Source organism: Mesorhizobium sp. M1396 (assembly GCF_040317725.1).
Lineage (GTDB): Bacteria > Pseudomonadota > Alphaproteobacteria > Rhizobiales > Rhizobiaceae > Mesorhizobium.
This window is the reverse complement of sequence record NZ_JAMYLA010000037.1, coordinates 48170-68759: the sequence shown is the minus strand read 5'-3', so window position 1 is coordinate 68759 and position 20590 is coordinate 48170. Positions and strand designations below refer to the sequence as shown.

Genomic DNA, 20590 nt, shown 5'->3' with positions numbered 1-20590 from the left:
ACCCCGCGCTCTCGCCGCCGTCGACCGGCATGACGATGCCGTTGACGAAGGACGCAGCCGGCGACAACAGCCAGGCCACGGCCTCCGCGACATCTTCGGGAGTTCCCAACCGACCCACTGGGATGCGGCTCTCCAGCAGAGCCCTGCGGCCAGGAATGGCAAGCGTGCCCGCCATCATCCGGGTTGCGATCTGGCCGGGGCAAACCGCATTGAAGCGAACGTCGCTGATCTCCAATGCCAGCGACAAGGTCAAGGCGATCAGCGCGGCCTTGGAGGCGGAGTAGATGGCCAAACCTTCCTCGCCCATCAGCCCGGCCACCGATGAGATCATTACCACCGATCCACGCGCAGCGCGCAGTCCTGGCAGCGCCGCGCTGGTAAAGATGAACGATGAGCGTGCATTCACCGTCATGATCTCGTCCCAATCCCTGAGGGTGGCGCTCTCGAAAGCCCCTCGCCCCGTCATGCCGGCGTTGTTGACCAGTCCAGCGATCTTTCCATTACCAATCGTCATCGCCGTATTGATGACGGTTCGGCATTCGTCTTCGTTGCGCACATCACAGGCGATGAAATGGACATTGGCGATGCTGGACACGATCTCTCGCGCGGCATCCTGGTCGCGACCGGTGAAGATGACGGCCGCATTCTCCTGCTCGGCAAGGCGCCGGACACAGGCGGCGCCGATGCCATGCGTGCCGCCGGTTACGACATAGACATTCTCATTCTCTCTCATGGCTCAGCCTTATGAATGATTGGCCCAATGAGCCAGGTAGTGCTGTGGCGCTTCCAGCAAGGCTCGCGCAACTCGGTTGTGATCCCGCCACGTTGGTGTGGCTCACGCGCGCGTCGAATGTTCACGGGCGTGGCGCCGCCGAAGGCGCGGATGAAGGCATGTCGGACCGGGCAGCGAGGCCGCGCTCGGTCTGTGTAAGTCCCGCTCGACACCAAGCTCCAGCACGCACCGACGCGTCATGGCTTCGACGAAGCGCGGCGGTCCGGCGTCGCCAAGGCACAGTCCTTTGTAATGAAAATTTTGAAACCCGGACATCCAGTGGCGTGCGTGCGTGGGACAACGTTGGCATCACGATCGTAAGCTTCGAAGACACCATCGTCAGGTCGAGCCAAGAAAAGACGAGATGCGGCACTCCGGAGATACGAACAAACGCCGTGACGCGCCCCCTGTTCAAAATCTATCATTAACTTATAACTTATAAGACGGCTGTCAAGAAGAGCGGCTGTGGTGTTCTGGCGTTGAGGTACTGGATGGGCTGCGGCTGATTGGAAAGACGTGGCTGCATGGCGATGGTGCCGCCGCAGTGCGGGTTCCGGACTGCCAATTATGCGACGTTCGAAGCACACATCATGAACATGAGGTGATCGGGTATTCGGTTCAAATTCCCCGCCAGCGTCAGCTTCGCGCCTCATCCCGGCCGTTTAGACCGGCTTTTGCCGCCGCCTAAAAGCAGCCGCACACCCTTCGGGATTCGGGAATGGAGATCCTCCTCGCTGGATTGCTGCTAGGCCGGGGCTCGCTTTCCTCAAAACACCGTCGCCGTTGGCAGCCCCAGCGCCAGATCTCCGGTGTGTAGCGAGCCTGAGTTTCGGCCTGCAGCGGACGGAAGCGGCGGCCTGGATGTTTCGGAAGCGGCGTTCCAACCCGGTCTTGAGGTAGAACGAAGTGCCGCCCGCCAGATCGATCGCCAGTTCTGCACCAGCATGATGTTGTTTATGCTTCCAAGGCAGATTAAGGCTACGTCATGACCGCAATGCGCGCACAAGATCATACGGACTTTCGCCAATGGACGGGTGAGCGCGACTTGGCCGCGATCGGTACGAATGCTGGATCAGCGGCAATTCCATTCCAGAGCTGGCGTAGCTTTAAGGAAGCGTTCGCTCCAGAGCTTACGTACCGGGCAATCGAGGAAACTAAGGACGTCACGCGCGTCGTCGACCCATTTGGCGGCTCGGGCACCACCGCGCTCGCTGCGCAATTCTTGGGCGCAACACCGACGACGATCGAAGTCAATCCATTTCTGGCTGATTTAATCGAGGCCAAGTTGGCCATTTATGATCTCGAATTGGTCGTTAAGGAATATGCTCGGGTCATACAACATGCAAAGGGTAAGTTTTTAGCGCCAAAGCGTTTTTTCGCGAGCGCCCCTGAGACCTTCCTTGAGCCAGGGGTGAATGGCAGATTCCTATTCTCAACAGAAGTGGCGGGCCGCTTCTCGGCGTTTCGCGAAGCGATTGACAGCGTAACCGAACCCAACATAGCGCGGCTCTTTCGCGTACTCCTTGCTTCTGCGGCCGTCCCGGTGAGCAACGCGGTCGTTTCCGGCAAGGGACGTCGTTACAGGAAGAATTGGCAATCGCGACCCACCCCGCCTGGAGCGGTAGATCAGCATTTCGAGCGTGGAGTACTCAGCGCTCTTTTTGATCTCAGGCGTTTTGATACCAGGAAGTGTCGAGCATACTCCTTGTTACGGGGCGATGCTCGTCGTTTGTTATCTTGTGTCGGCGAGACGGATCTTGCCGTCTTTTCGCCGCCATACCCGAACTCGTTCGATTATACGGATGTCTATAATATCGAGCTGTGGGCACTGGGCTATTTGGGAAGTCTCGCGGACAACCGAGCGCTGCGTGAAGCGACGCTTCGAAGCCATGTTCAAATATCGAGGGACATGGACGTCCCACAGACCGGAAACGCGGCACTAGACCGAACGATGTCCTCGCTGGAGGGTGTCCGATCGAAGCTGTGGAATAAACGTATCCCAGATATGGTTGGTGCATACTTTGTAGACATGTTCGCGATTTTATCGGAACTACATCGTAGCCTTCGAACAGACGGGCGCGTCTACATGGTGGTAGGCGATAGCCGCTATGGTGGCATCGATGTTCCCGTGGGCGAGATTCTCACTGCTCAGGCAAGCGACCTGAGTTTTAAGGTAGTCTCGTCGGAGCCATTCCGATCAATGCGAGCTTCTCCTCAACAAGGCGGGCGGCACGAGTTGGCCGAGTCATTGATCGTGTTTCAGCGCTAGGCGGCCGCGGCCTCGTCCTGAGCGTGCGCCGTATCCCCATAAACATAGAAGTTGTAGACGGCGATTCGCTCGTCAGTAATGTATTTAGCGACCGCCAGCTTACATAGCTCTTCATTGAGAATATCGGTTTTTGTCGCCCGCATATCAAAGCTGGCCATAACACCAAGATTTGCGCCTTTCGTCTCCCTATAGGCCTTTGCTTGCCGAATACCCTTCAATATCGCTTTGACGTTGGTAGAGTCTGGGACCTTGTTCGCAGCGTGTGTTTTCGACTTCAGCGCTTTCAGCTCGATTATAGCCGGATATTGCTGAGCCGCCCCGGTCCCCGCCGTGTTCGTCATTACGATGTCAATGCGACCAACCGGGGTGACTTGCTCCGTATCAACAATGAGGGGTCGAAAGTTCGATCGTAATTGTGCCGCAGCGATCCACTGAATCTGTCTTTCTGCTTCTTCGCCTGGAACATACGCGGGGCCGTCATTCCAAAACTTGGGTGGCCCTATCATGGGCGTTAGGAGACTGTTTTTTCTTACATCTTCGAGGACTTCGAAAATGTCGTTCAACGTGACCTGTCGGGAGTTGAGGGGCAGATCGAGCTTTATTGGGGGCTCATCCGACATTCCGCCGTCTTGGAAACAGCTCAATGCCCGGGCAGCAGGATAAACGATAGCGAGGGGTGAATGGCCGAGACCGTGAGCGTTCAAAAGCTCGAGCGCTTGGTCGACGGAACCCTCGGGCAGCTCGATCCACCAGCCAGCTGTAGCATGACTGGCACAGATCACCAGCTTGCCCTGCCAATCCGCCGGATCCTTCAGATCGATGTCAACGAGCCGATGCGCGTTAACATCAATTGCTTTCGCGTCCGCCTGCGGCCTTTCCGAAAGAACCAAGATCGCAGGTGCGCCACCGACCGCCCCGGCGCCAGCAGCCGCAGCCTTGTCAAGTGACTTTAGAGTTGTGTAGCGTACCCTGTCAAAAAAACTCAGGATAGGATCCTCATCGACGTTGGAAGCGGCCAGACCCTCCGCCGCCCCTGCCACGAAGCTTGGATCTTGAAGGAGCTTGGCGCCAAACTCATCACTATCAAGCATGGACGCGGTGCCCCAAATAGTGAGCGTACATGACGAGCCGCCGAGCAGGTGTAAGCTTTGTGCCAGGAAACGCCTTGTCGAAGGACGCGACGGCCCGACTGGTACGCGAACTCAGGCTCGCGAGGTCTATAAAATCCTGCGATTCATTCGATGATTTCTCGTAGACTAAGTCGTGGGTCGCGGCTGCGGAAATGTCATCATCCGGGAGTGACGCCAAAGCGTCTGCCAAGGCGTTGAGATAGGTCTGTTGTGCTGCTAATTCCGCATCGTTGCCACATGCCGACCTGATAGACTTCACAGTCGCAGAGTCGTTCGGCAGGGCAAAGTGAGCAGTCAGGACAGCTGGCTGCCCTTCTTTGCGAACGTAAGATATGTCGCTTGGCAGCACCAATCCCATGGCGACCATGAAATCCAACTCGCGCTGCAAGTCCGGATAGTAGGGCGCCCGTCCGGTTCTTCCAATCCTATCCTCAAAAGGGCGGAGATTCCAGACCGGGCTCAGGATATCGGCCAAGTATGCAAATGCATGCAGCTTGTCGATCGAGATCGGCGCAAGTGCAGCTCGATCAGCTGCTGCGAGCAACTGTAGTAGTCTCACCCGATGCTTGACCCGCTGGGTACGCGCGCTCACGATTTTTGCCCCCGGATGCCCTGATCGAGAAACTCGAGATATTGGTCACGATGATGCATGACTGCCGCATTGGGTGCAGCCACTTTCAGGAGGTTGAGCACACGAGTTTGCCGTTTTTCAAGCTCTCCGGCATCGTCTGTATAGTTACCCATAAGTGCTGGTATCATGACCGAACTGGTCAAATTGGACGTAACAACAACGCTTCTCTCGCCCTTGGCAAACTCGCGGAACATTGCGGCGGCCCGTCCCATGAAGATTGCGTCCAGGCTTGCCTCGGGAGTCTCGATGACGAGGGAGATTGCCCCGTCCTGCGAACCCGCCTCCATCAACGCCATCCGGAATGCTAAGTCGATGAACTGGCGCTGGGATTCCGACACATCGTCTGGAGTGGCTCTCACCTGTTGTCCTTCGAAAGCAGCTGCGCTCATTTCAAAGCGGAGAGATGGGTAGAGGAACTGCCGCCCGCCCTGGCTTGGCCTGTCCCTCACTGTCGTGTACGACAATGTACAGCTTTCCTCCAGAAAGCGTTTAATCAAATCCTGAAAGATTGTTGCTACACGACCAGTGGCGGTCTCTATTCTACTATTCACGCTAACTAGCAGCTGTTCATAAACGGCCTCGGCAGACTGCCTTTTCTCTTCCTCTTGACGCTGGCTTTTGCGTAACTGCTCGATGTTGACGCGCAGTTGCGCTATGTCGGCTGGGTCTGGCGGCAGCTGTTTCCTGAGCGCGCTGGTGTCCCGCAGCCGTTGGTTGATAGAAGTTGTCACTGTCGCAAGTTCGGTGAGCGTTGCGCGCCAAGCCTGTTCAGCCGTTGCCTCAGCCTCGTGAAGAGCGATCTTCTGGACGGTAGCGGCTTCCATGGCAGCAAGTGCGGCTTTCAGATCGCGCTCGACACGCTTCTCGTTATGAATGTGGGGCACGGGCGAGGCCTTAAGGTCGCTGCCGCAGACAACGCAGAGATCGTCAGCCAGCAGCTTCTCGAGCTGTAGCGCTCGATCCGTGTGCTGCTCACATGCAAGACAGCGTCCATCTGAAAACAGCTGCGTGTAAATATAACGAGCGGTGTCGTTCCACTTGGGGAATAGTTCATCCAACTTGGAAAAGCGGATTTCCTCCACACCACGGCGAGCGTCGGCCTCGACCAGTTTAGTTCGCTCCAAGTCCCGCCGCAGAGCTTGCAGGTCCATTTCTTGGTCGGCGGAACTGCTCTGCAAGGAGTTTCGCCGGTGCATATCTGCATCCAACAGGCTCTGCTCTGCCTGAAGGCGGGCAGTAACACCCGCGTTGTTCACGAGGAGGGCCTCAAGCTTCCTGAGGTCTCCTTCGAACTGGAAGGCCGAGGCCGAATGATTGCGGGCGCGGCTGTCAGCGCGACTGATTTCCTGTTCTAGTTCGATCCATTGCAGCGCCTCGGTAGGAGTAGAAAATAGTATTCGAAAAAACTGACGTTGGGCCTGATCATCCCAGAGGATGTCGCGCCGCTCCTCGTTGAAAAAGGTCAAATACTTAACGACAGTCAGAAAGTCGACGAACGCGGACGCATTGGCGGCGTTGCCGAGTTCGGTCCGATAAACAATCTCATCAGACGATACCGCTATGGCGGTGCCGTTTACTTCAACCGAAAGGAGCTGCAAGTTCGAAAGAGCCCGTCGGACAACGAACGCAGTGTTCCCGAGCCTGAACCAAAGCGTGGCTTCAGCGGTGGCCGCACGGTCAGCGACGCTGAGTGAAGAAGGTCGTCTTGCCCTGCCACGCCGAGACGTTGTCTCGCGCAGCCGCGCCGAATTTTGCGCTGCCTGCGTCCTTCGGCAGCTCCCAAGGGCCTAGGATGAGGCGATAGATCATGTCTATCAGCGTCGTCTTGCCTAAGCCATTTATACCGGCAAGTAGGGAAACACCCTGCTGAAATTGGAAGTCGATGCCGGGGGCGTCAGGCTCACCAGGGTAGAGGCGATAGTTTGTAATCCGAATCCGCTCGAGCACTGGAAATCGGTTCATAAACAACAGCCCCCCCGGCCACTAAAATGTGCGCTGTCGTAGCTCCATTCTGACTAAAGCAGAGAGCATGCATAAGCAACCGGCATGTTACAGAGTTTTCGATGCAAGCGGCGCCCTACCGGATCCGGCCAATCCGCGCGTCAAAACGAGCCGTTTGGGGGTATGAAAGTCGATCTAGGAAAAGCCGCACGAATGTCGGATTGTGGATCGGATTTGGATCCTATGAACATAGGCAGCCATCCCGCTTCGCTCTTCTGAAACCGGCCGGTCGGCAACCGGCCATCCACCGGTGGTTCCGTTGCTCCGGCGTAGTGGACGCTTCGCCAAGCGATACGGATACGAGCTGCATCTCACACCAACCCCACCCTGAAATCCTCCAGAACCTGAGCCAGCCCTCGCGCGCCGAGAAGCGTCACCACACGCTTCGCCTGAAGCTTCGGTAACGCGCGATCGTAAATGGCAAGATTGGTCGCCTCATTGAGGCGCGAGGAATAAATGATCCCGTCGGGCCGAGACGAATGCTCGTGAAACGCCAGTGACCACCGGCGTGCCAAGTTCTGGCGCTGTGCCCGAGCGACATCGGTCGGCACACCCATCCGAACGGCATTGTCGCCTCTGAGGTCGACCAGGCGTAGGTCCGCCGTGGTCGCGATCTCCGCATAGCGCCGTCGGGTCAGTTCCCACCTCATCTATCGGAAGGTCGTCAAGGATTCCTTCGCGGCGATCGCGGAGCACGGTTTCGAGGAAGCACACCTTCAGGGAGTCACCGAGGTAAAGAACGCCAAACCGATTGGCGTCGACGCGGCGTCGAGGATCGCTGAATCGGCTCGGCGACTTCCCGTATCCCAATGGAGCGGGATAGGTACTCCAGTAGATCCGACCGAACGTCCGACCCCGCGGTATGGTCTCGATTTCGAGCTTTGCGCGGGCGAAATCGGGTGGAGGAGGAACGCCGGGCATTCAGTCGAAATCGCCCCTGGCCATGCCTTCCGCCGCGGCCATGACGGAGGCGTCATCGCCTTGTTGAAGGGCTCGAAGGCCGGTCCGGCCACCGAGGGCGCCATGGCGCGACACCAGAAACCGATAGACGGCCCACGCACTGTTGCCCAACATGGCATGCAACGCCGGCAATGCGGCGAAGGGACGACCGTCCTTGTCGAGTTGCCACACAGGAAAACGGAAGCCGCGTTTGGCGCCATCGATCCCGAGCACCTGTCCGCTTTGCCGCCTGGCGTTGACCGTCACGCGCGACGTGCCAAGCAGCTTGGCAAAGGCATCCGCGCTCAGCATGTCCTTGCCAGCGACAATTTCGGCGACACGCTTGCGGCCGCGCGCGCGCGCTCCGGCAAGAGCCGCCTCGAGTTCGGCATCGGGCATGCCCGTGTCCTCGACGGGAAAGGTATCGTCTGAAACGATCGGTTGCTCTTCGACCGGCGTGATCGTCTGCGCACCAGCCGTTGGATCGACCTCTACCCGGAACGATACGCGATGGCCGATCTTGCGGCTGCGTGCGATCGCTTCCTGATAGCGTTCGAGCAGCACCTTTTTGAAGTGGGCCTGTGCCGGCAGCTTCGTGGTGAAACTCAAGGCGGCGACTGCCGAATGGGATGCGGTCCCGCTATGATTGCTGCGTTTTGGAGCGGCCATGGTGACAACCTCCTGCTGTCACCAATATGGTTGCTGATCGTCAAGTTCGTCAAGTTCGATAATTTCGTAAAGTTAGTAGCGAATGGCTGCGGACTAGACAATTCCCCATGCCCGAAACTTTCCCCTGACCGTCATCTCGCGCAGGTCGAGCTCGCCGACTAGGTTGAGCGCCCCCTGTTTTGTCACCTTCGGCCCGTCCTGGATCATGCTTGTCGAGACAAGTAGCCGCGAGAACACCAGTTCGACCAGGTCGGCCAATTTCGAGTTGGAGCGCCGTTGTTTGAGCCGCCGCTCCATCTGGCTTTTCGCCAGCACGAGACGGTCATGCTCCTTCAGGCCAGCCAGCGCTGCATTGTGAATGGCATCGAGAGAGGCCAGCAGCCGATCGCTCCGATTGCGCGCTCGCCGTCGCTCCCTCGGAATGTTTTTGGCGCCGAGATGCAGGCCGAAGAGCCGCCGCGGTCGCGCGCGGCGCCGGATGATCCTGGCGGGGCGGCCATGATGAACTGATCGCCCGCTTCGCCGACTTCTTAGGCAAGCATCAGACGAGGCCGAGATCCAAGCACCCAACACAGCCCTGTGCTGGCCTAGACGTGCTGAGGTGGCGGACCCCTCCTGTCCTGGCGCGTGTCTACTATTCGTCCATGACGGCACCAGTGTCAGGATCGCCGTCATCGGCAAACCCTGGCATGATGTCACCAGCCAGCAACTTCTCCTTCGACAGCAGTCCGGCATCCTCGAGCGCCTCGAAGTCCGGCAGGTCGCGCAGCGTGTCGAGACCGAACTCGAGCAGGAATTCTTTGGTCGTGACATAGGTGTAAGGCGCGCCCGGCGTCGGGCTGCGCGGGCCGGAGGCAATCAGCTTCGCGCCGCGCAGGTGGCCGATCAGGTCGCGAGAAATCTCCTTGCCAAAAAACGACGACAGTTCGGCGCGGGTGATTGGCTGGAAAAAAGCGATGCACATCAGCACCAGCACCTCCGACTGCGAGAGGTTTTTTTGCTCCTGCTCGCTCATGCCGACCGCAGCGCGTATCGCATCGGCGTAGGCCGGCCGCGTCAGGTGTTTCCAGCCGCCGGCGACCGCAACCAGGTCGTAAGGGCGGCCGCGCAGTTCTTCGCGAATGTCGTCGATCAAAAGATCGATGCTGCAGCTTTTGCCGACGATGCGCGCCAGCATTTCGCGGCTGACCGGTTCGCTGGCGGCGAAGATCGTCGCCTCGACGCGGTGCATCCATTCGCGCCAGCGCACCTCCGGCGGCAGATGATCCAACTCCCGGTCAAACAAATGGTCATTTGAACGACCGTCGCCTCTTCGTCCCTTGCTCTTCGCGCTCGGCGCCGCCTCCGACATCGCCTAAAGCCCGTAGATGCGGAAGGTCATGCGGCCGGACAGCTCGCGCACGGCCCCAAGATCGACAAGACGGTCGAACAGCCGGCGCAGCCCACGGTCACTCATCGCGGCCTTTTTGTCCCCGCGTGAAGCGACGAGCGCGTCGTCGGATAGCAGCTGTTCGACAATAGCGTCCGCACCCTTTGCCCTCAACTTCGGCGCGATGCCGAGCAGGCGGTCGGCGCGGCGCTCCAGCTCGACCGACAGATCGATCGCCCGCAGTGCCGCGCGAGCCTGGGCGGCGAGCAGACCTTTTGCACGTCCACTGTCCGGCTCGCTGGCCGCTATCCCTGACGCCGCGCGGCGCGGGCGAGCCGTGCCTGTTCCAAAAACCTGCTCGGCGCCGAGCAGCGGCACGGCATGTTCCCAGCCCAGCCGTTGGGCGAGCAGGGCGTCGGCCAGCCATGCTCCTACGCCACTCCCGAAGCCATGGCGCACGGCGGCCGCGACCGCACCGGTCAGCGTTTCGACCGTCCCGGCGCTGGCGCCGAGTTGGCGAAGCTCGTCCACCAGACTGCTGACCACCTCCTCGTCGTGGGCATAGCCAAATTCATCCAGCACCGCGGCGAGTGTCTTCTTCGTCAGAAGACCCTCTGCGGGCCGACCGGCGAGCCGGCGCCAGGCGACCATCAAAAGACCGGCGGGACCGAGGGTCGTCGACCCTGACAAAATATCGCCGGGGCGGGCGAACAGCACGGCGTCGCGTAAGGCAGCCTCATCCTCGACGCGCCCCGTCTGCCGTGCGGTCACCGCCGCCGCGGACAGCGCCAGCCGCTGCCGCCATACGCCGGCCCACCGCTCCTGCCGGCGCACGATCGAATCGAGCGCGCCGATCGCAGCCCCGGCTAGAATCGCCGTATCCTCAAGCGTCTGCGGCTGCTGCGTCGCCCGGCGGAGCCACGTCGGCACGGACACCGCAGGCCCGGCCTGCGCGAGGCCGGGCAGTTGGATTCCATGGCGCGGGGACGATTTGGGGCGGAGAATCATTGCCCGTAGCATGAAACATCGCGGCTCTTCTAGCAACGCAAATGCGAGCAAACCGCCGCGCCTGTCGATCTCGGTTTATGTCCGGTAAGCTTGCCTTATCGGACGTATGCGGATAGCCTGCCAAATCATGGAAGATTCCCCGGAAACCGCGCCCAAAATCGATGGAATGGCTGACGAGCATCGAGACGGCGATCTCCCGGACATCGTCGACCTCGTCATGGAAATGGGCGCCTCACCCCCCGCCCCGCGGCCGACACCCCGTGTTCCGGCGCGTCTGGAAGCCCTCGTCGAGACCGCGACAGGCTACGCCAACGCCGCCAGTTCCGAAAACACGCGCGACGCCTACGCCAAGGACTGGCGGCATTTCACCTCCTGGTGCCGTCGCGAAGGCTTCGATCCGCTGCCGCCATCGAGCCAGGTCATCGGCCTCTACATCGGCGCCTGCGCTGCCGGTGATCCGAAACGCGGCCTGCCACCGCTCTCCGTCGCGACGATCGAGCGGCGTCTCTCCGGCCTTGCCTGGAACTTTATCCAGCGCGGCGTGCCAATGGACCGCGCCGATCGCCACATCGCCACCGTGCTCGCCGGCATTCGCCGCAAGCACGCAAAGCCTCCGCGGCAGAAGGAAGCCGTGCTTGGCGACGACATCAAGGCGATGGTCAATACGCTCGGCCACGATCTGAGGGGCCTGCGCGACCGGGCGATCCTGCTGATCGGCTTCGCCGGCGGACTGCGCCGTTCCGAGATCGTCGGTCTCGACGTCGTTCGCGACGACCACAGCGACGGCGCCGGCTGGATCGAGATTTTTCCTGACCAGGGTGTCCTGGTGACGCTGCGCGGCAAAACCGGCTGGCGCGAGGTCGAGGTCGGCCGCGGCGCCTCCGACCAAAGCTGCCCCGTCGCAGCGCTTGAGAGCTGGATCCGCTTCGGCCGTATCGCGAGAGGCCCGCTCTTCCGCCGCATCTTCAAGGACAACAAGACCGTCGACGTCGAGCGGCTTTCCGACAAGCATGTCGCCCGCCTAGTCAAGCAGACCGCGCTCGCCGCAGGCATACGCGCCGATCTGCCGGAAGGCGAGCGTGAACTGCTGTTCTCAGGACACTCGCTGCGCGCCGGCCTCGCCTCCTCGGCCGACATCGAGGAGCGTTACGTGCAGAAGCAGCTCGGCCATTCCTCGGCCGAGATGACACGCAAATATCAGCGCCGACGCGATCGCTTCCGCGTCAACCTCACCAAGGCCTCCGGGCTTTGAAAAGCCCCCTCCCCTGCTCAGTGCGCGGCTGCAGGAGTTTTGTTGTTGCGGTTGGCCTCGGCATCATTGGGCGATAGAGCACGCAGCACCGCCTCAGGCTCGCGGTCCATGACGCGAAGCAGAGTTCGGGCAGCGCCACTTGGCTGGCGCTTGCCCTGCTCCCACTTCTTGTAGCCGGATGGGCTTGTTCCCAGCACGGTCGCCATCTCATCCTGTGTCAGGTCGAGCTTCTTGCGAATGGCTTTGGCGTCGACCGCGCCAACATCGACGCTGTGTACCTTAACACCGGCAACGTCCTTGCCCTGCGCGTGCGCCAGAGCTTCCGACAAAGACTGGATCAGATCAGCGCCGAATTTTGTCATCTCGCTCATGTCCTGCTCCTGTTCGCTGCCTTGATTGCTTTGGCGAATGCCGCAACCGCCTTGGCTTCGTCGGGTTTCAGGTCAACCTTTTCATTCTTGCCGTACGCCAACAGCGCGTAGATCGGTGCGTCGTCGCTGTACCAGTAGTAGATGACCCTTGCGCCACCGCGCTTGCCCTTGCCTTTGGCTCCGAATCGCATCTTTCTAACGCCCCCGGCACCTGGAATCTCATCACCCGCCTGCGGATTTGCAGCGAGAAAGTCGCTCAGTTCCTTCCGCTCATCCTCGCTAAACAGCTCCGCCGCCTGCTTGATGAACAATGGTGTCTCGGCGACGGTCTGCATAGGCTTCCTATGACCCAATGGGTTATATATGAGCCATCGGTGGGCAGAGTCAATGGCCGATGCACCGAGACACAGCTTCCGGGTTTGTACAAACGGCCTTTTTCGAAATTGAGAGACGCAGCAAATGGCTACCGGTCTCCGAAATCAACGTTCTGCTCGACCACAGGGCCGGAAAATTGCAATGCGCGCGTTTCAACGGACGAACGAGCGACGGAAGCGCAACAAATAGAACTCCTCGCAGCCGGCTGCGAGGAAATTGTCCGGGAGCACGGATCCGGTGCATCAGACGCTCGGCCAGCTTCGACGGTCAAGAACTCGCGCGATCGAGCCTGATTGAGACACGCGCAGCAGCCCGAAATCGTGGTCTCCACACATTCATCCCGCCATCCTTACCGTCGCCCCATTCGCCTTCAACGCAGCCATCAGCATCGGGCCGACCGAAAACTCCCCTTCCCTCGCCTTGTCCGTCAACGCCCGCAAATATCCGCCAGCCGAGTTGATGTGCTGCGCTCTCTGCAGGATGCACGCGATCACAATCGCGGCGGTTTCTTGACCCATCGTATGGCAGGCATCCTCATAGGCAGAAGGCGAAACGCCAAGATATCCGCGCACCTGGGCCGTCGTTATCATGAAATCGCGCCAGTTGCCGATCCCGTCGACTGCATAGTCAGCAATTTCCGGGCAAGCTTTCAGGACTAGCCCTAGCGGATACCCTCTCGGCTTCTCGGCCTCTCGTCGTTCTGACTCGACCGCCGCCCTGCTTTGTTCGAAAGCCGGTTCAAATTCAAAAATAGAGTCGGTATTTGAATCAGATTGCTGCCGCTCGTTTTGGGAGTCATTGCCGCTCGGATTCGTGGATTTCATATGGATTTCCAGCAGCTTATCCACATCATCACGCAACACGGCCAAATCGGCAACGATAGGTTCCATCTCAGCAATGCAAGCTCGGCGCGGAATTCCCTCCACAACGCTGCGAAAACGCTTCCACAGGCCTCCCCAGTCGCCCGGCACATCTTCCTCAACGGCCGCCTCGATCAGCTTGTGGATGTCACGGCGGTGCAAGGTGATCCGCTCGCGCATAAGCCTGAGCGCCCTGTTATCGGCGCGAACATGCTCGGCCGCCGCCTCGAACTCGTTAGCACGAGCCAGCAGCGGCGCCAGGGAGAAGCCAAATGCTTCCTCAATCTCCCCTCCCCTGCCCTTCCGCGCATAACGCTTGCCGTTCGGGCTGTCCCGACGGATGATTAAACCGCTGCCCACAAGGGCCGCCATGTGCCGCCTGACTGTGGGTTCGGGCATCCCATGAGCTCTAAGGGACAGCTGTGCGTTCGAGGGAAACACGATGAGGCTGTTTTCCTCACTCAGTTCGCTGTCAGGATAGAATGATAGCAACGCATTCAGGACGGCCAGAGCGCGATCGCCTATACCGACGATGCTCTTGCCCTCGCAGAGGTTGCGATAGACCTGCCATTTGTCGACGACCCTGCCCGTGGGGATCTCGCGTGACTCGTTTTGCACTGCCAGCATGGCAAGCGACATCGGCCGCCGCCCAAAGGGCGTCGTTGCAATACCCGTCTCCATTTCTTCCTTCGCCTTCAATTAGGCAAAAGAAATCCGTCCGCCGAATCGACGCTTAAAACTCTTGACACTGATTCGCGGAAATGAGATTCTCGGCTTGCTAGAACACGAGAAGGGCTTCCGCGACGGCGACGTTCGGGGGCCTTTTTCTTTTGCGGTCTCTATTCTCCTGGTGCTTCCATGTTGGACTTCCGGAAGGCCTTATAAAGGTCGTCCAGTTGCCCGGTGATGAACTCGGCGAAAAGCGGGCCGTCAGCCGATTCCAACGTGACAGTGGCCTTTTTCGCCGTCTTCTTTAGGGTGACGCTAATTGTTTTGTCATCAGGAACCCAGGACTTGGTCGACGCCTTTTGAGCAAGCGTCGTCTCTTTGCCCGCGCTCTTTGCTGATAGATGTCGAGCCAATATCTCCAGCCTGTCATCGCTGGTAGCAGCCTTGAAATCGGGAGAGCTAATGAGCTCCCTGACAGACACACCACCTACCCTGATTTTCTTGGCGAGGTCATACCAACGGTCTCGGCCGCTATTCTTGGCAGCTCCGACAGCTTTGATGATTTCGTCCGGAATGTCCTTGGTGACCGATATCATCTTCGAGACAACGGTCTTGTCGACAGACAGCGCTGCCATGATGACGTCGCGATCGTACCTATTGCGCTCCAGGTTGCTGGCAAAGACGGCCTTCTCAATAAACGAGAGATCCGCCCTCGCGCTGTTCTCCTGACCCTGTGCGATTACATGATCTTTGTCGCTAAGATCCTTGACGACGGCCCTCACTGGTCTTCCGAGAAATTCGGCCGCTCGTGTACGCCGATGGCCGAAAACAGTCATGTAACGGCCGTTCACTCCGGGATGCGGTCGCACTAGGATTGGGCTGTCCTGCCCCCGCTGGCGGATGGCTTCTACCAGTTCTTCGAAGCCTTCCTTGTCGTCGTCCATACGGTCGGCGACGAACGAGACATCGATTGTGTCGGGATCGAGATCGACAACGGTCTCGCCTTCGAGAAGCCGGGCTTCGAATTCTTTGGCTGTCTGCGCCTTCTCAGCCAACTCGTCGATCGACCTTGTGATGGCCCCGAAGGCTCCGCGGCTCCGGTTTCGCTCAAGCGCTGGTGACATTGGTGTGACGGAATTTTCCGCGACGGGAGCCGAGTTGACTGCAGTCAACTTTCGGTCCGTCAGCGAGCTCAGCAGATTCTTTCTGGACATTATCGACCCCATGCCCTGTGGATCAGGCCCGTGATCTCGGTATTCACCCGATGCAGGGACTCCATTGCACGGTCATAGGTTGAACGGGTGAATTGAGCCCGTTCGACCTCGTAAAGTGATTGCTTTGTGATCCCGGCATCGGAAATAGCAGTGCTCTTGAGCATCTCATTTACGAGTACATGCTGTTTGAAAAGCGAACGCATGAAGGCGACCATCTGGCTCTGAGGTCCGTCTGTCGGCTCGTAGCGGGTCACCAGGTACCGCAGCCAATCAAGCCGCATATTCGCACCCGCCCGCTTCAGGGTCCCCATGACCTCGCCCATCATCAAAAGGAACTGACACATCGACATCACATCAAGCATTTGCGGATGCACGGTGATCAGAATGCCTGTTGACGAAGAAAGCGCCGTCAGCGTCAGGTAGCCGAGCTGTGGAGGGCAATCGATGATGACAACATCATAGTTTTCTGCCACGTCAGCCAATGCGTCGTCGAGCCGCCCAAAGAAGATCCGTCCCATCGACCCATCTTTCTGCGACAGGGCGAGGGGGGTGTCATATTCGAACTCCTGGAGCTCGAGGTTCGCAGGAACGATATCCAGACCTGGGAAATTCGTCTTTTGAACAAGCGCTGATAGCGGCTTACGTTCGTCATCGTAGCGGAGGGATTCGTAGAGGGATTCGTTGTGATCGATTTCGGGTTGAAAACCGTGCAGGGCAGAGAGCGAGGCTTGAGGATCGAGGTCGATGGCGAGCACGCGATGCCCTGTGAGCGCCAGATGCTGCGACAGGTGGGCGGCCGTCGTGGTTTTGGCAGAGCCGCCTTTGAAATTTACTACCGCAATGATCTGCAAGTGTTCGATCCCGCGTCGGTGGGGAACATATTTCGCCATCGTGCGACTGTTTTTGTCGAGGAAATGCCTCATCTCCAGGAGCTGATCGGCGGTGTAGGAGCGACGGCCTGACGGTGTTACTATCGGCTGTGGTCCTTTGCCTTCGAGTGACAAGTTTTTCAGGTACCCGCTTGTTACGCCGAGATATTGAGCGGCCTCCGACAACTGGAGTGGCCGGAGAGTTTTCTGGGCGTTTGGTGGGAACATTTCCAGCCGATGCTCGTGAAGCATGGCAGACAACTCACGAGCCTGCTCAGTCAACAGCACATCGACCTCTGCGATCTCCTCACGGAGCGACGGCTTCATATTCATCGAAATATCCCGCACATGCGATTTGAAGCCCACTCCGGCCCACTAACCGCATGTAGCTCCGATTCTTTCGATCCGGCAAGAATTTTAATGTTAACGAAAGGTTAACGAGCTCGAGTTCTCGGCTAAGTTGACTGCAGTCAACTTAGCCGCCTCAACTCGACTCACGCGAAACCCAACCGCTAGTCAGCTCTAATCCCACTCATAGGCGCGAGCAGGCGGTCAGACCAATCCTATGTGCGGTCTGGGCGTCGAGAAAAATAAGCCATGCGAGGACCTCGTGTAACTTGCCGACTTTTGTCGGCATATCTCCATAAACAATTTCCGCCTGCGAAATGCTCCCAAGTTCAAGCATGCCTTCGTTGCGATGTTCGCCGGCTATGCCGGATTATCGGCGCTCCGCTTCGCCAAAACGTGGAGTAGAACTCGACGATGTCGTTGCGGGCTATTGAGCGGCGCAGCGCAGCGAACGATTGGCGGCCCGGGTACTCCGTCGCGTCACCCACGAGTCAATGGTGTGGCGCAGGAGATCGGAGCCTTGCCGGTTATAATAGCGGACGGAAGGTGCGTGAAGGCGATGCTCGTTCACCTCACGCGTACACTGCACATCCGGTATCTGACGACTGCTTCTTCGAGCCGGCCATACCGCATTGCCTTGGCCGGTCAGCGGACTCGCAAGCCAGTCCATTCTGTCGAACTGGCCTCTGATCGCTCCCAGTTCCTGCACCGCACGTCGTCATCGAGCAGGCTACGATCCGGCGGGATCGGGATCGAATGCGCAAGCTAATCTCGCCGCTCCTCGAGGAATGGTCTTGACCCGGTCAGCACGACGACCGAGCAAGCACACCCTGCGAAGCGCGGCTTGTCTTTAGGGAACGCAACACGGGCGGGCGGGCGCTCGCCTGACGCCACCGCTGACCGGCGGTCCTTCGCCGCCAGAAAGCTGCCGGGAACGCCGCCCCGCACCCAAAGGGGTTCAACTGTTCAGCCGGCAATCGCATGCATTTCAAGATAGGCGATGCGGCCTGCGAGCGTCTCGCCAGTCACCGGCGAGATCGATGGAAGCGGAACAAAGCACCAGAAAGCGCCTGGCCTTCTTGTCTCTGCGGCGCCGGCGGTCGATCAAACCCCGAAGATTCTGGAAGAGGTTGCGAAGCGATGGACCTCATCCTGGATTGCCAACTCGTCCTCATACTCGCAAGGTACAGCTCCAGGCTTTACGAACTTGGTTCTGTCCGCATCGGATTCGAGATTGAGATCGATCGACGGCCATGTCCCGGCAATTTCGAACCCAACGGTAGTCCTGCCGACTTGGCGCGGCCCAAACGCCACTGCCGGGTTGGTGTCTATCAGTTCGGCGAGTTGCGTTCGATGCCCGGGCTTGATCATCCTCGCAATTACGGAGTGCAATTTCTGATTTGCAAGGACGGACTGGCAAGATTGGTCGGCGTTGAGCTATCGGCACGGAACCCCCGAATTGGGAGAGGTATGCCAGGATGGCAGGGAGGGGACTCTTCCTCTATAATCCCGACGCCTTGGTTAGGTTGATCCGAAACCGGTCGCGCCGCCGCTGATATCTGCGGGTCATCTCAGCGCTGGTGTGGCCGAGCTGTTTCTGCACATAGCGTTCATCGACCTCGGCCGAGGAGGCGAGGCCAGCGCGAAGCGAATGGCCGGAAAACTTTTGGCCGCGTTCGCCTTCCGACAAGTCACCGCGCACGCCGGCAGCGAGCGCCGCGCGCTTGACCAGCCGCGCGACCTCCTGGTCGTTCAATCGCTCGGCGCCGACAGCCTTGCCTTGTCCGGTGACCCGCCGAAACAGCGGTCCATGCCCGATCCTTGCAAATTTCAACCAGGTCTGCAGGGCAACGACAGGGCAGGTCGCATCAGATGAGCCGCGGCCGACCTCCACTTCACGCCACCCGGTCTTGCCGCGCAGCGTAACCAGCACCCCCTTGTCCGTGAAAAACTCAATCCAGCCGCGGCCGTCCTCGCTTTGATCGCGCGCAACGTCGAGGCCGACGATTTCGGAGCGGCGCAAGCCGCCGGCGAAGCCCAAAAGCAGCATGGCGCGGTCACGCAGACCGCGCAGCGTGCCGCGGTCGAGCGTTTCCAGCATGGCGACAAGATCGTCGCGCAGGATGGCTTCCTTTTGACGGGGAGGGGAGGCGTGTTTGTTGCGGATGCCGGCGAGTACGGTGGCGATATGCCGGTCCTTCCGGTCGAGCGGTTGACCGCGTTGCGTATAGTTCCAGGTCAGGGACGACAGGCGGCGCTCAATGGTCGACACAGACTTTTTGTCCCTTGCCGATCCCGAAGCCTGGGCCGTGATGTAGAGGCCGACAAATTGCGGATCTGGCGGCAGCGGATCAAACGCCTGGCGCCGGCACCAGGCGCAAAAATGCTTCCAGTCGGCGGCATAAGCGCGACGGGTGTTTGCCGAACTCGCCGCCTCGACGTAATCGCGCGCGCGGTCGGCCAGCTTTTCGAGATGTGCAGGCAGTAATGCTTGTCGCGAATCAAGGACCTGCGGGGGAGGGGAGGGAGCCTCATCCGGGCGTCCCATTTCCATGACGACGTCGACAATGTCAGGGAGGTCGTCGGTGTTGATCGCGTCGACGGGCGTCATGAAATTACGGGCACTGCTCATTGGGGGCTCTCGTTCCTTGGAATGTCGCAGTGGGGCGATTCTAAGAGTACACCGTGCGACCCAACCGCCGAATTGTCCACCGCGAGACACCTGACGATAGCCCCGAGTTTTGCTCCCCGCCACACACGACAAAGGGCCGGGCGCGCTGCTCCCCCGCGTCGGGCGGGCACTTATGGACGATGCGGCGATCGCTTCCACGGCTTGCCTTCGCGTTCAACATCCTCTATGTTTCGTTCAACAGAGGAGAACCCATGATGAGCAATCGTGGCGCAGCAGCAGCCGAAAGCGAGGAGCGGATTGCCCACACCCGCAACCGTCTGGTGCTTGAGCAGGCGAGGGCGGTCGGCCTTCTTGGCACGGCCAAGAACACACGCCTTTCCGGCAGGGTGCCGTCGGAATTGATCGAGGCGGCGAAGAAGCGCGCCCATGTGACTTCCGATACCGAACTGCTGGAGCTCGCCTTGTCGCGGCTGGCCCTCGAGGATGATTTTGGCATCCGGCTCGTCGGCCGCAAGGGCAGCATCCCCGCGGACATTGATCTTGGCCTTTGATCTCGGGAGCGCGTTGCGTTCTCTCAAACCGCAGCGGCACACCGCGGGGCTGGAACGGCGGCCGGATTCCGCGCTGTCCTGGGCAAGGGAAGAGCCGCCTGTCGGCGGCGCGCTGCTATTGGACGCCAGCGTCTATCTGGATGTCCTGCAGGGGCGCACGCCCGAAGCGGTCGATGACCTTCTCACCTATCGGCTTTGCCACCACTCGGCCGTATGTCTTGCCGAGCTCAGCCATGTGTTCGGCCGTCTCGACCCGGCCCACGCCACGACGAAGTCGGTCCTGAAAGTGGTAGCGGACACGATCGAGGATATTCCAGCGCACCGGCTGCATGCGCCCGACACCACCGCCTGGGGACGGGCCGGCATGCTTGCCGGTCTGCTGTTCCGGCTCAGCCATCTGCCGAAAGGGGAGGGACACGAACGCCGCTTCCTCAACGACGCGCTGATCTTTCACCAAGCCGGTCTTTTGGGAGCGACAGTCCTGACGGGCAATGTTGGAGATTTCGATTACCTCAGCCAGCTTGTTCCGTCGGTGGGGGTGATCTTCTACCGGTCGGCGCCAGGGTTGCATCCGTAAGGGTTGAAAGCGTCGGTGGGGAGATATGCACTAAACCCTCACCGTCGTTCAGGAGAGGCCGTCCTGCTGTGGGACGGCCCGCAG

20 protein-coding genes and 2 pseudogenes are annotated in these 20590 nt (G+C 59.6%); 5 read left to right on the top strand and 17 right to left on the bottom strand.

Features of this window, described 5'->3' with window-relative positions:
• Window positions 1-733 (bottom strand): SDR family NAD(P)-dependent oxidoreductase (locus NKH02_RS22915; protein ID WP_352881670.1); only part of this gene is annotated, 733 nt, incomplete at its 3' end.
• Between the two features lie 1024 nt (window positions 734-1757).
• Between NKH02_RS22915 and NKH02_RS22910 the strand changes: the two genes are divergently transcribed.
• A complete protein-coding gene (locus NKH02_RS22910; RefSeq protein WP_352881668.1) occupies window positions 1758-3041 on the top strand; it encodes a hypothetical protein in 1284 nt (427 codons plus the stop codon).
• On the opposite strand, the gene NKH02_RS22905 is transcribed toward NKH02_RS22910, so the two are convergent.
• The 10 genes and pseudogenes from NKH02_RS22905 to NKH02_RS22860 form a co-directional block, all read right to left on the bottom strand.
• Window positions 3038-4132, bottom strand: coding sequence for a hypothetical protein (locus tag NKH02_RS22905; RefSeq protein ID WP_352881666.1), 1095 nt, complete (start codon window positions 4130-4132; stop codon window positions 3038-3040). The two genes, NKH02_RS22910 and NKH02_RS22905, sit on opposite strands and share 4 nt — an antisense overlap.
• On the bottom strand, window positions 4125-4763 hold the full coding sequence (locus NKH02_RS22900; RefSeq protein WP_352881663.1) for a hypothetical protein: 639 nt from the start codon (window positions 4761-4763) through the stop codon (window positions 4125-4127). The genes NKH02_RS22905 and NKH02_RS22900 overlap by 8 nt, the downstream gene beginning before the upstream one ends.
• The gene (locus NKH02_RS22895; RefSeq protein WP_352881660.1) at window positions 4760-6400 is read right to left on the bottom strand and encodes a hypothetical protein; all 1641 of its coding nucleotides are present in this window, start codon (window positions 6398-6400) and stop codon (window positions 4760-4762) included. Before NKH02_RS22895 ends, NKH02_RS22900 begins: the two co-directional genes overlap by 4 nt.
• Window positions 6401-6479: 79 nt before the next feature.
• On the bottom strand, window positions 6480-6764 hold the full coding sequence (locus NKH02_RS22890) for a hypothetical protein (RefSeq protein WP_352881658.1): 285 nt from the start codon (window positions 6762-6764) through the stop codon (window positions 6480-6482).
• Between the two features lie 350 nt (window positions 6765-7114).
• Window positions 7115-7453, bottom strand: a complete 339-nt coding sequence (locus tag NKH02_RS22885) for an RES domain-containing protein (protein ID WP_352881656.1) — start codon at window positions 7451-7453, stop codon at window positions 7115-7117.
• A 64-nt stretch (window positions 7454-7517) separates the two neighbouring features.
• Window positions 7518-7724, bottom strand: a pseudogene (locus tag NKH02_RS22880) (RES family NAD+ phosphorylase); the annotation flags it as partial.
• Window positions 7725-8411 carry an XRE family transcriptional regulator gene (locus NKH02_RS22875; RefSeq protein ID WP_352881654.1) on the bottom strand — a complete coding sequence of 229 codons (687 nt, stop codon included), beginning with the start codon at window positions 8409-8411 and terminating at the stop codon, window positions 7725-7727.
• A 93-nt stretch (window positions 8412-8504) separates the two neighbouring features.
• Window positions 8505-9086 (bottom strand): helix-turn-helix domain-containing protein, encoded by a 582-nt coding sequence (locus tag NKH02_RS22870; protein WP_352881653.1) that lies wholly within the window; start codon window positions 9084-9086, stop codon window positions 8505-8507.
• Complete coding sequence (gene scpB / locus NKH02_RS22865) at window positions 9046-9762, bottom strand: SMC-Scp complex subunit ScpB (protein ID WP_352881652.1); 717 nt, start codon at window positions 9760-9762, stop codon at window positions 9046-9048. Before scpB ends, NKH02_RS22870 begins: the two co-directional genes overlap by 41 nt.
• Window positions 9763-9765: 3 nt before the next feature.
• The gene (locus NKH02_RS22860) at window positions 9766-10788 is read right to left on the bottom strand and encodes a DUF1403 family protein (RefSeq protein WP_352881688.1); all 1023 of its coding nucleotides are present in this window, start codon (window positions 10786-10788) and stop codon (window positions 9766-9768) included.
• Between the two features lie 127 nt (window positions 10789-10915).
• Here NKH02_RS22860 and NKH02_RS22855 point away from each other — a divergent pair, with 127 nt between their 5' ends.
• The gene (locus NKH02_RS22855) at window positions 10916-12040 is read left to right on the top strand and encodes a tyrosine-type recombinase/integrase (RefSeq protein WP_352881649.1); all 1125 of its coding nucleotides are present in this window, start codon (window positions 10916-10918) and stop codon (window positions 12038-12040) included.
• Window positions 12041-12057: 17 nt separating this feature from the next.
• Here the strand turns inward: NKH02_RS22855 and NKH02_RS22850 are convergent, their stop codons facing one another.
• Both NKH02_RS22850 and NKH02_RS22845 read right to left on the bottom strand, forming a co-directional pair.
• Window positions 12058-12411 carry a helix-turn-helix domain-containing protein gene (locus NKH02_RS22850; protein ID WP_352881647.1) on the bottom strand — a complete coding sequence of 118 codons (354 nt, stop codon included), beginning with the start codon at window positions 12409-12411 and terminating at the stop codon, window positions 12058-12060.
• Window positions 12408-12746: a type II toxin-antitoxin system RelE/ParE family toxin gene (locus tag NKH02_RS22845; RefSeq protein ID WP_352881645.1), complete on the bottom strand. Its 339-nt coding sequence runs from the start codon at window positions 12744-12746 to the stop codon at window positions 12408-12410. The genes NKH02_RS22850 and NKH02_RS22845 overlap by 4 nt, the downstream gene beginning before the upstream one ends.
• 124 nt (window positions 12747-12870) lie before the next feature.
• Here NKH02_RS22845 and NKH02_RS22840 point away from each other — a divergent pair.
• Window positions 12871-13046, top strand: a pseudogene (locus tag NKH02_RS22840) (recombinase family protein); the annotation flags it as partial.
• A 75-nt stretch (window positions 13047-13121) separates the two neighbouring features.
• On the opposite strand, the gene repC reads toward NKH02_RS22840, so the two are convergent.
• The 4 genes from repC to NKH02_RS22820 all read right to left on the bottom strand — a co-directional run bounded on the left by repC (window position 13122) and on the right by NKH02_RS22820 (window position 19378).
• Window positions 13122-14327, bottom strand: a complete 1206-nt coding sequence (repC, locus tag NKH02_RS22835; RefSeq protein ID WP_352881686.1) for a plasmid replication protein RepC — start codon at window positions 14325-14327, stop codon at window positions 13122-13124.
• A 158-nt stretch (window positions 14328-14485) separates the two neighbouring features.
• Window positions 14486-15529, bottom strand: coding sequence for a plasmid partitioning protein RepB (repB, locus tag NKH02_RS22830; protein WP_352881643.1), 1044 nt, complete (start codon window positions 15527-15529; stop codon window positions 14486-14488).
• A complete protein-coding gene (repA, locus tag NKH02_RS22825; protein WP_352754128.1) occupies window positions 15529-16731 on the bottom strand; it encodes a plasmid partitioning protein RepA in 1203 nt (400 codons plus the stop codon). Before repA ends, repB begins: the two co-directional genes overlap by 1 nt.
• Window positions 16732-18247: 1516 nt before the next feature.
• Window positions 18248-19378, bottom strand: coding sequence for a site-specific integrase (locus NKH02_RS22820; RefSeq protein ID WP_352881685.1), 1131 nt, complete (start codon window positions 19376-19378; stop codon window positions 18248-18250).
• A gap of 254 nt (window positions 19379-19632) precedes the next feature.
• Here NKH02_RS22820 and NKH02_RS22815 point away from each other — a divergent pair, with 254 nt between their 5' ends.
• Together NKH02_RS22815 and NKH02_RS22810 are read left to right on the top strand one after the other, a co-directional pair.
• Window positions 19633-19929 (top strand): hypothetical protein, encoded by a 297-nt coding sequence (locus tag NKH02_RS22815; RefSeq protein WP_352881683.1) that lies wholly within the window; start codon window positions 19633-19635, stop codon window positions 19927-19929.
• Window positions 19919-20506, top strand: coding sequence for a type II toxin-antitoxin system VapC family toxin (locus tag NKH02_RS22810; RefSeq protein WP_352881641.1), 588 nt, complete (start codon window positions 19919-19921; stop codon window positions 20504-20506). Before NKH02_RS22815 ends, NKH02_RS22810 begins: the two co-directional genes overlap by 11 nt.
• Window positions 20507-20590 lie beyond the last annotated feature (84 nt).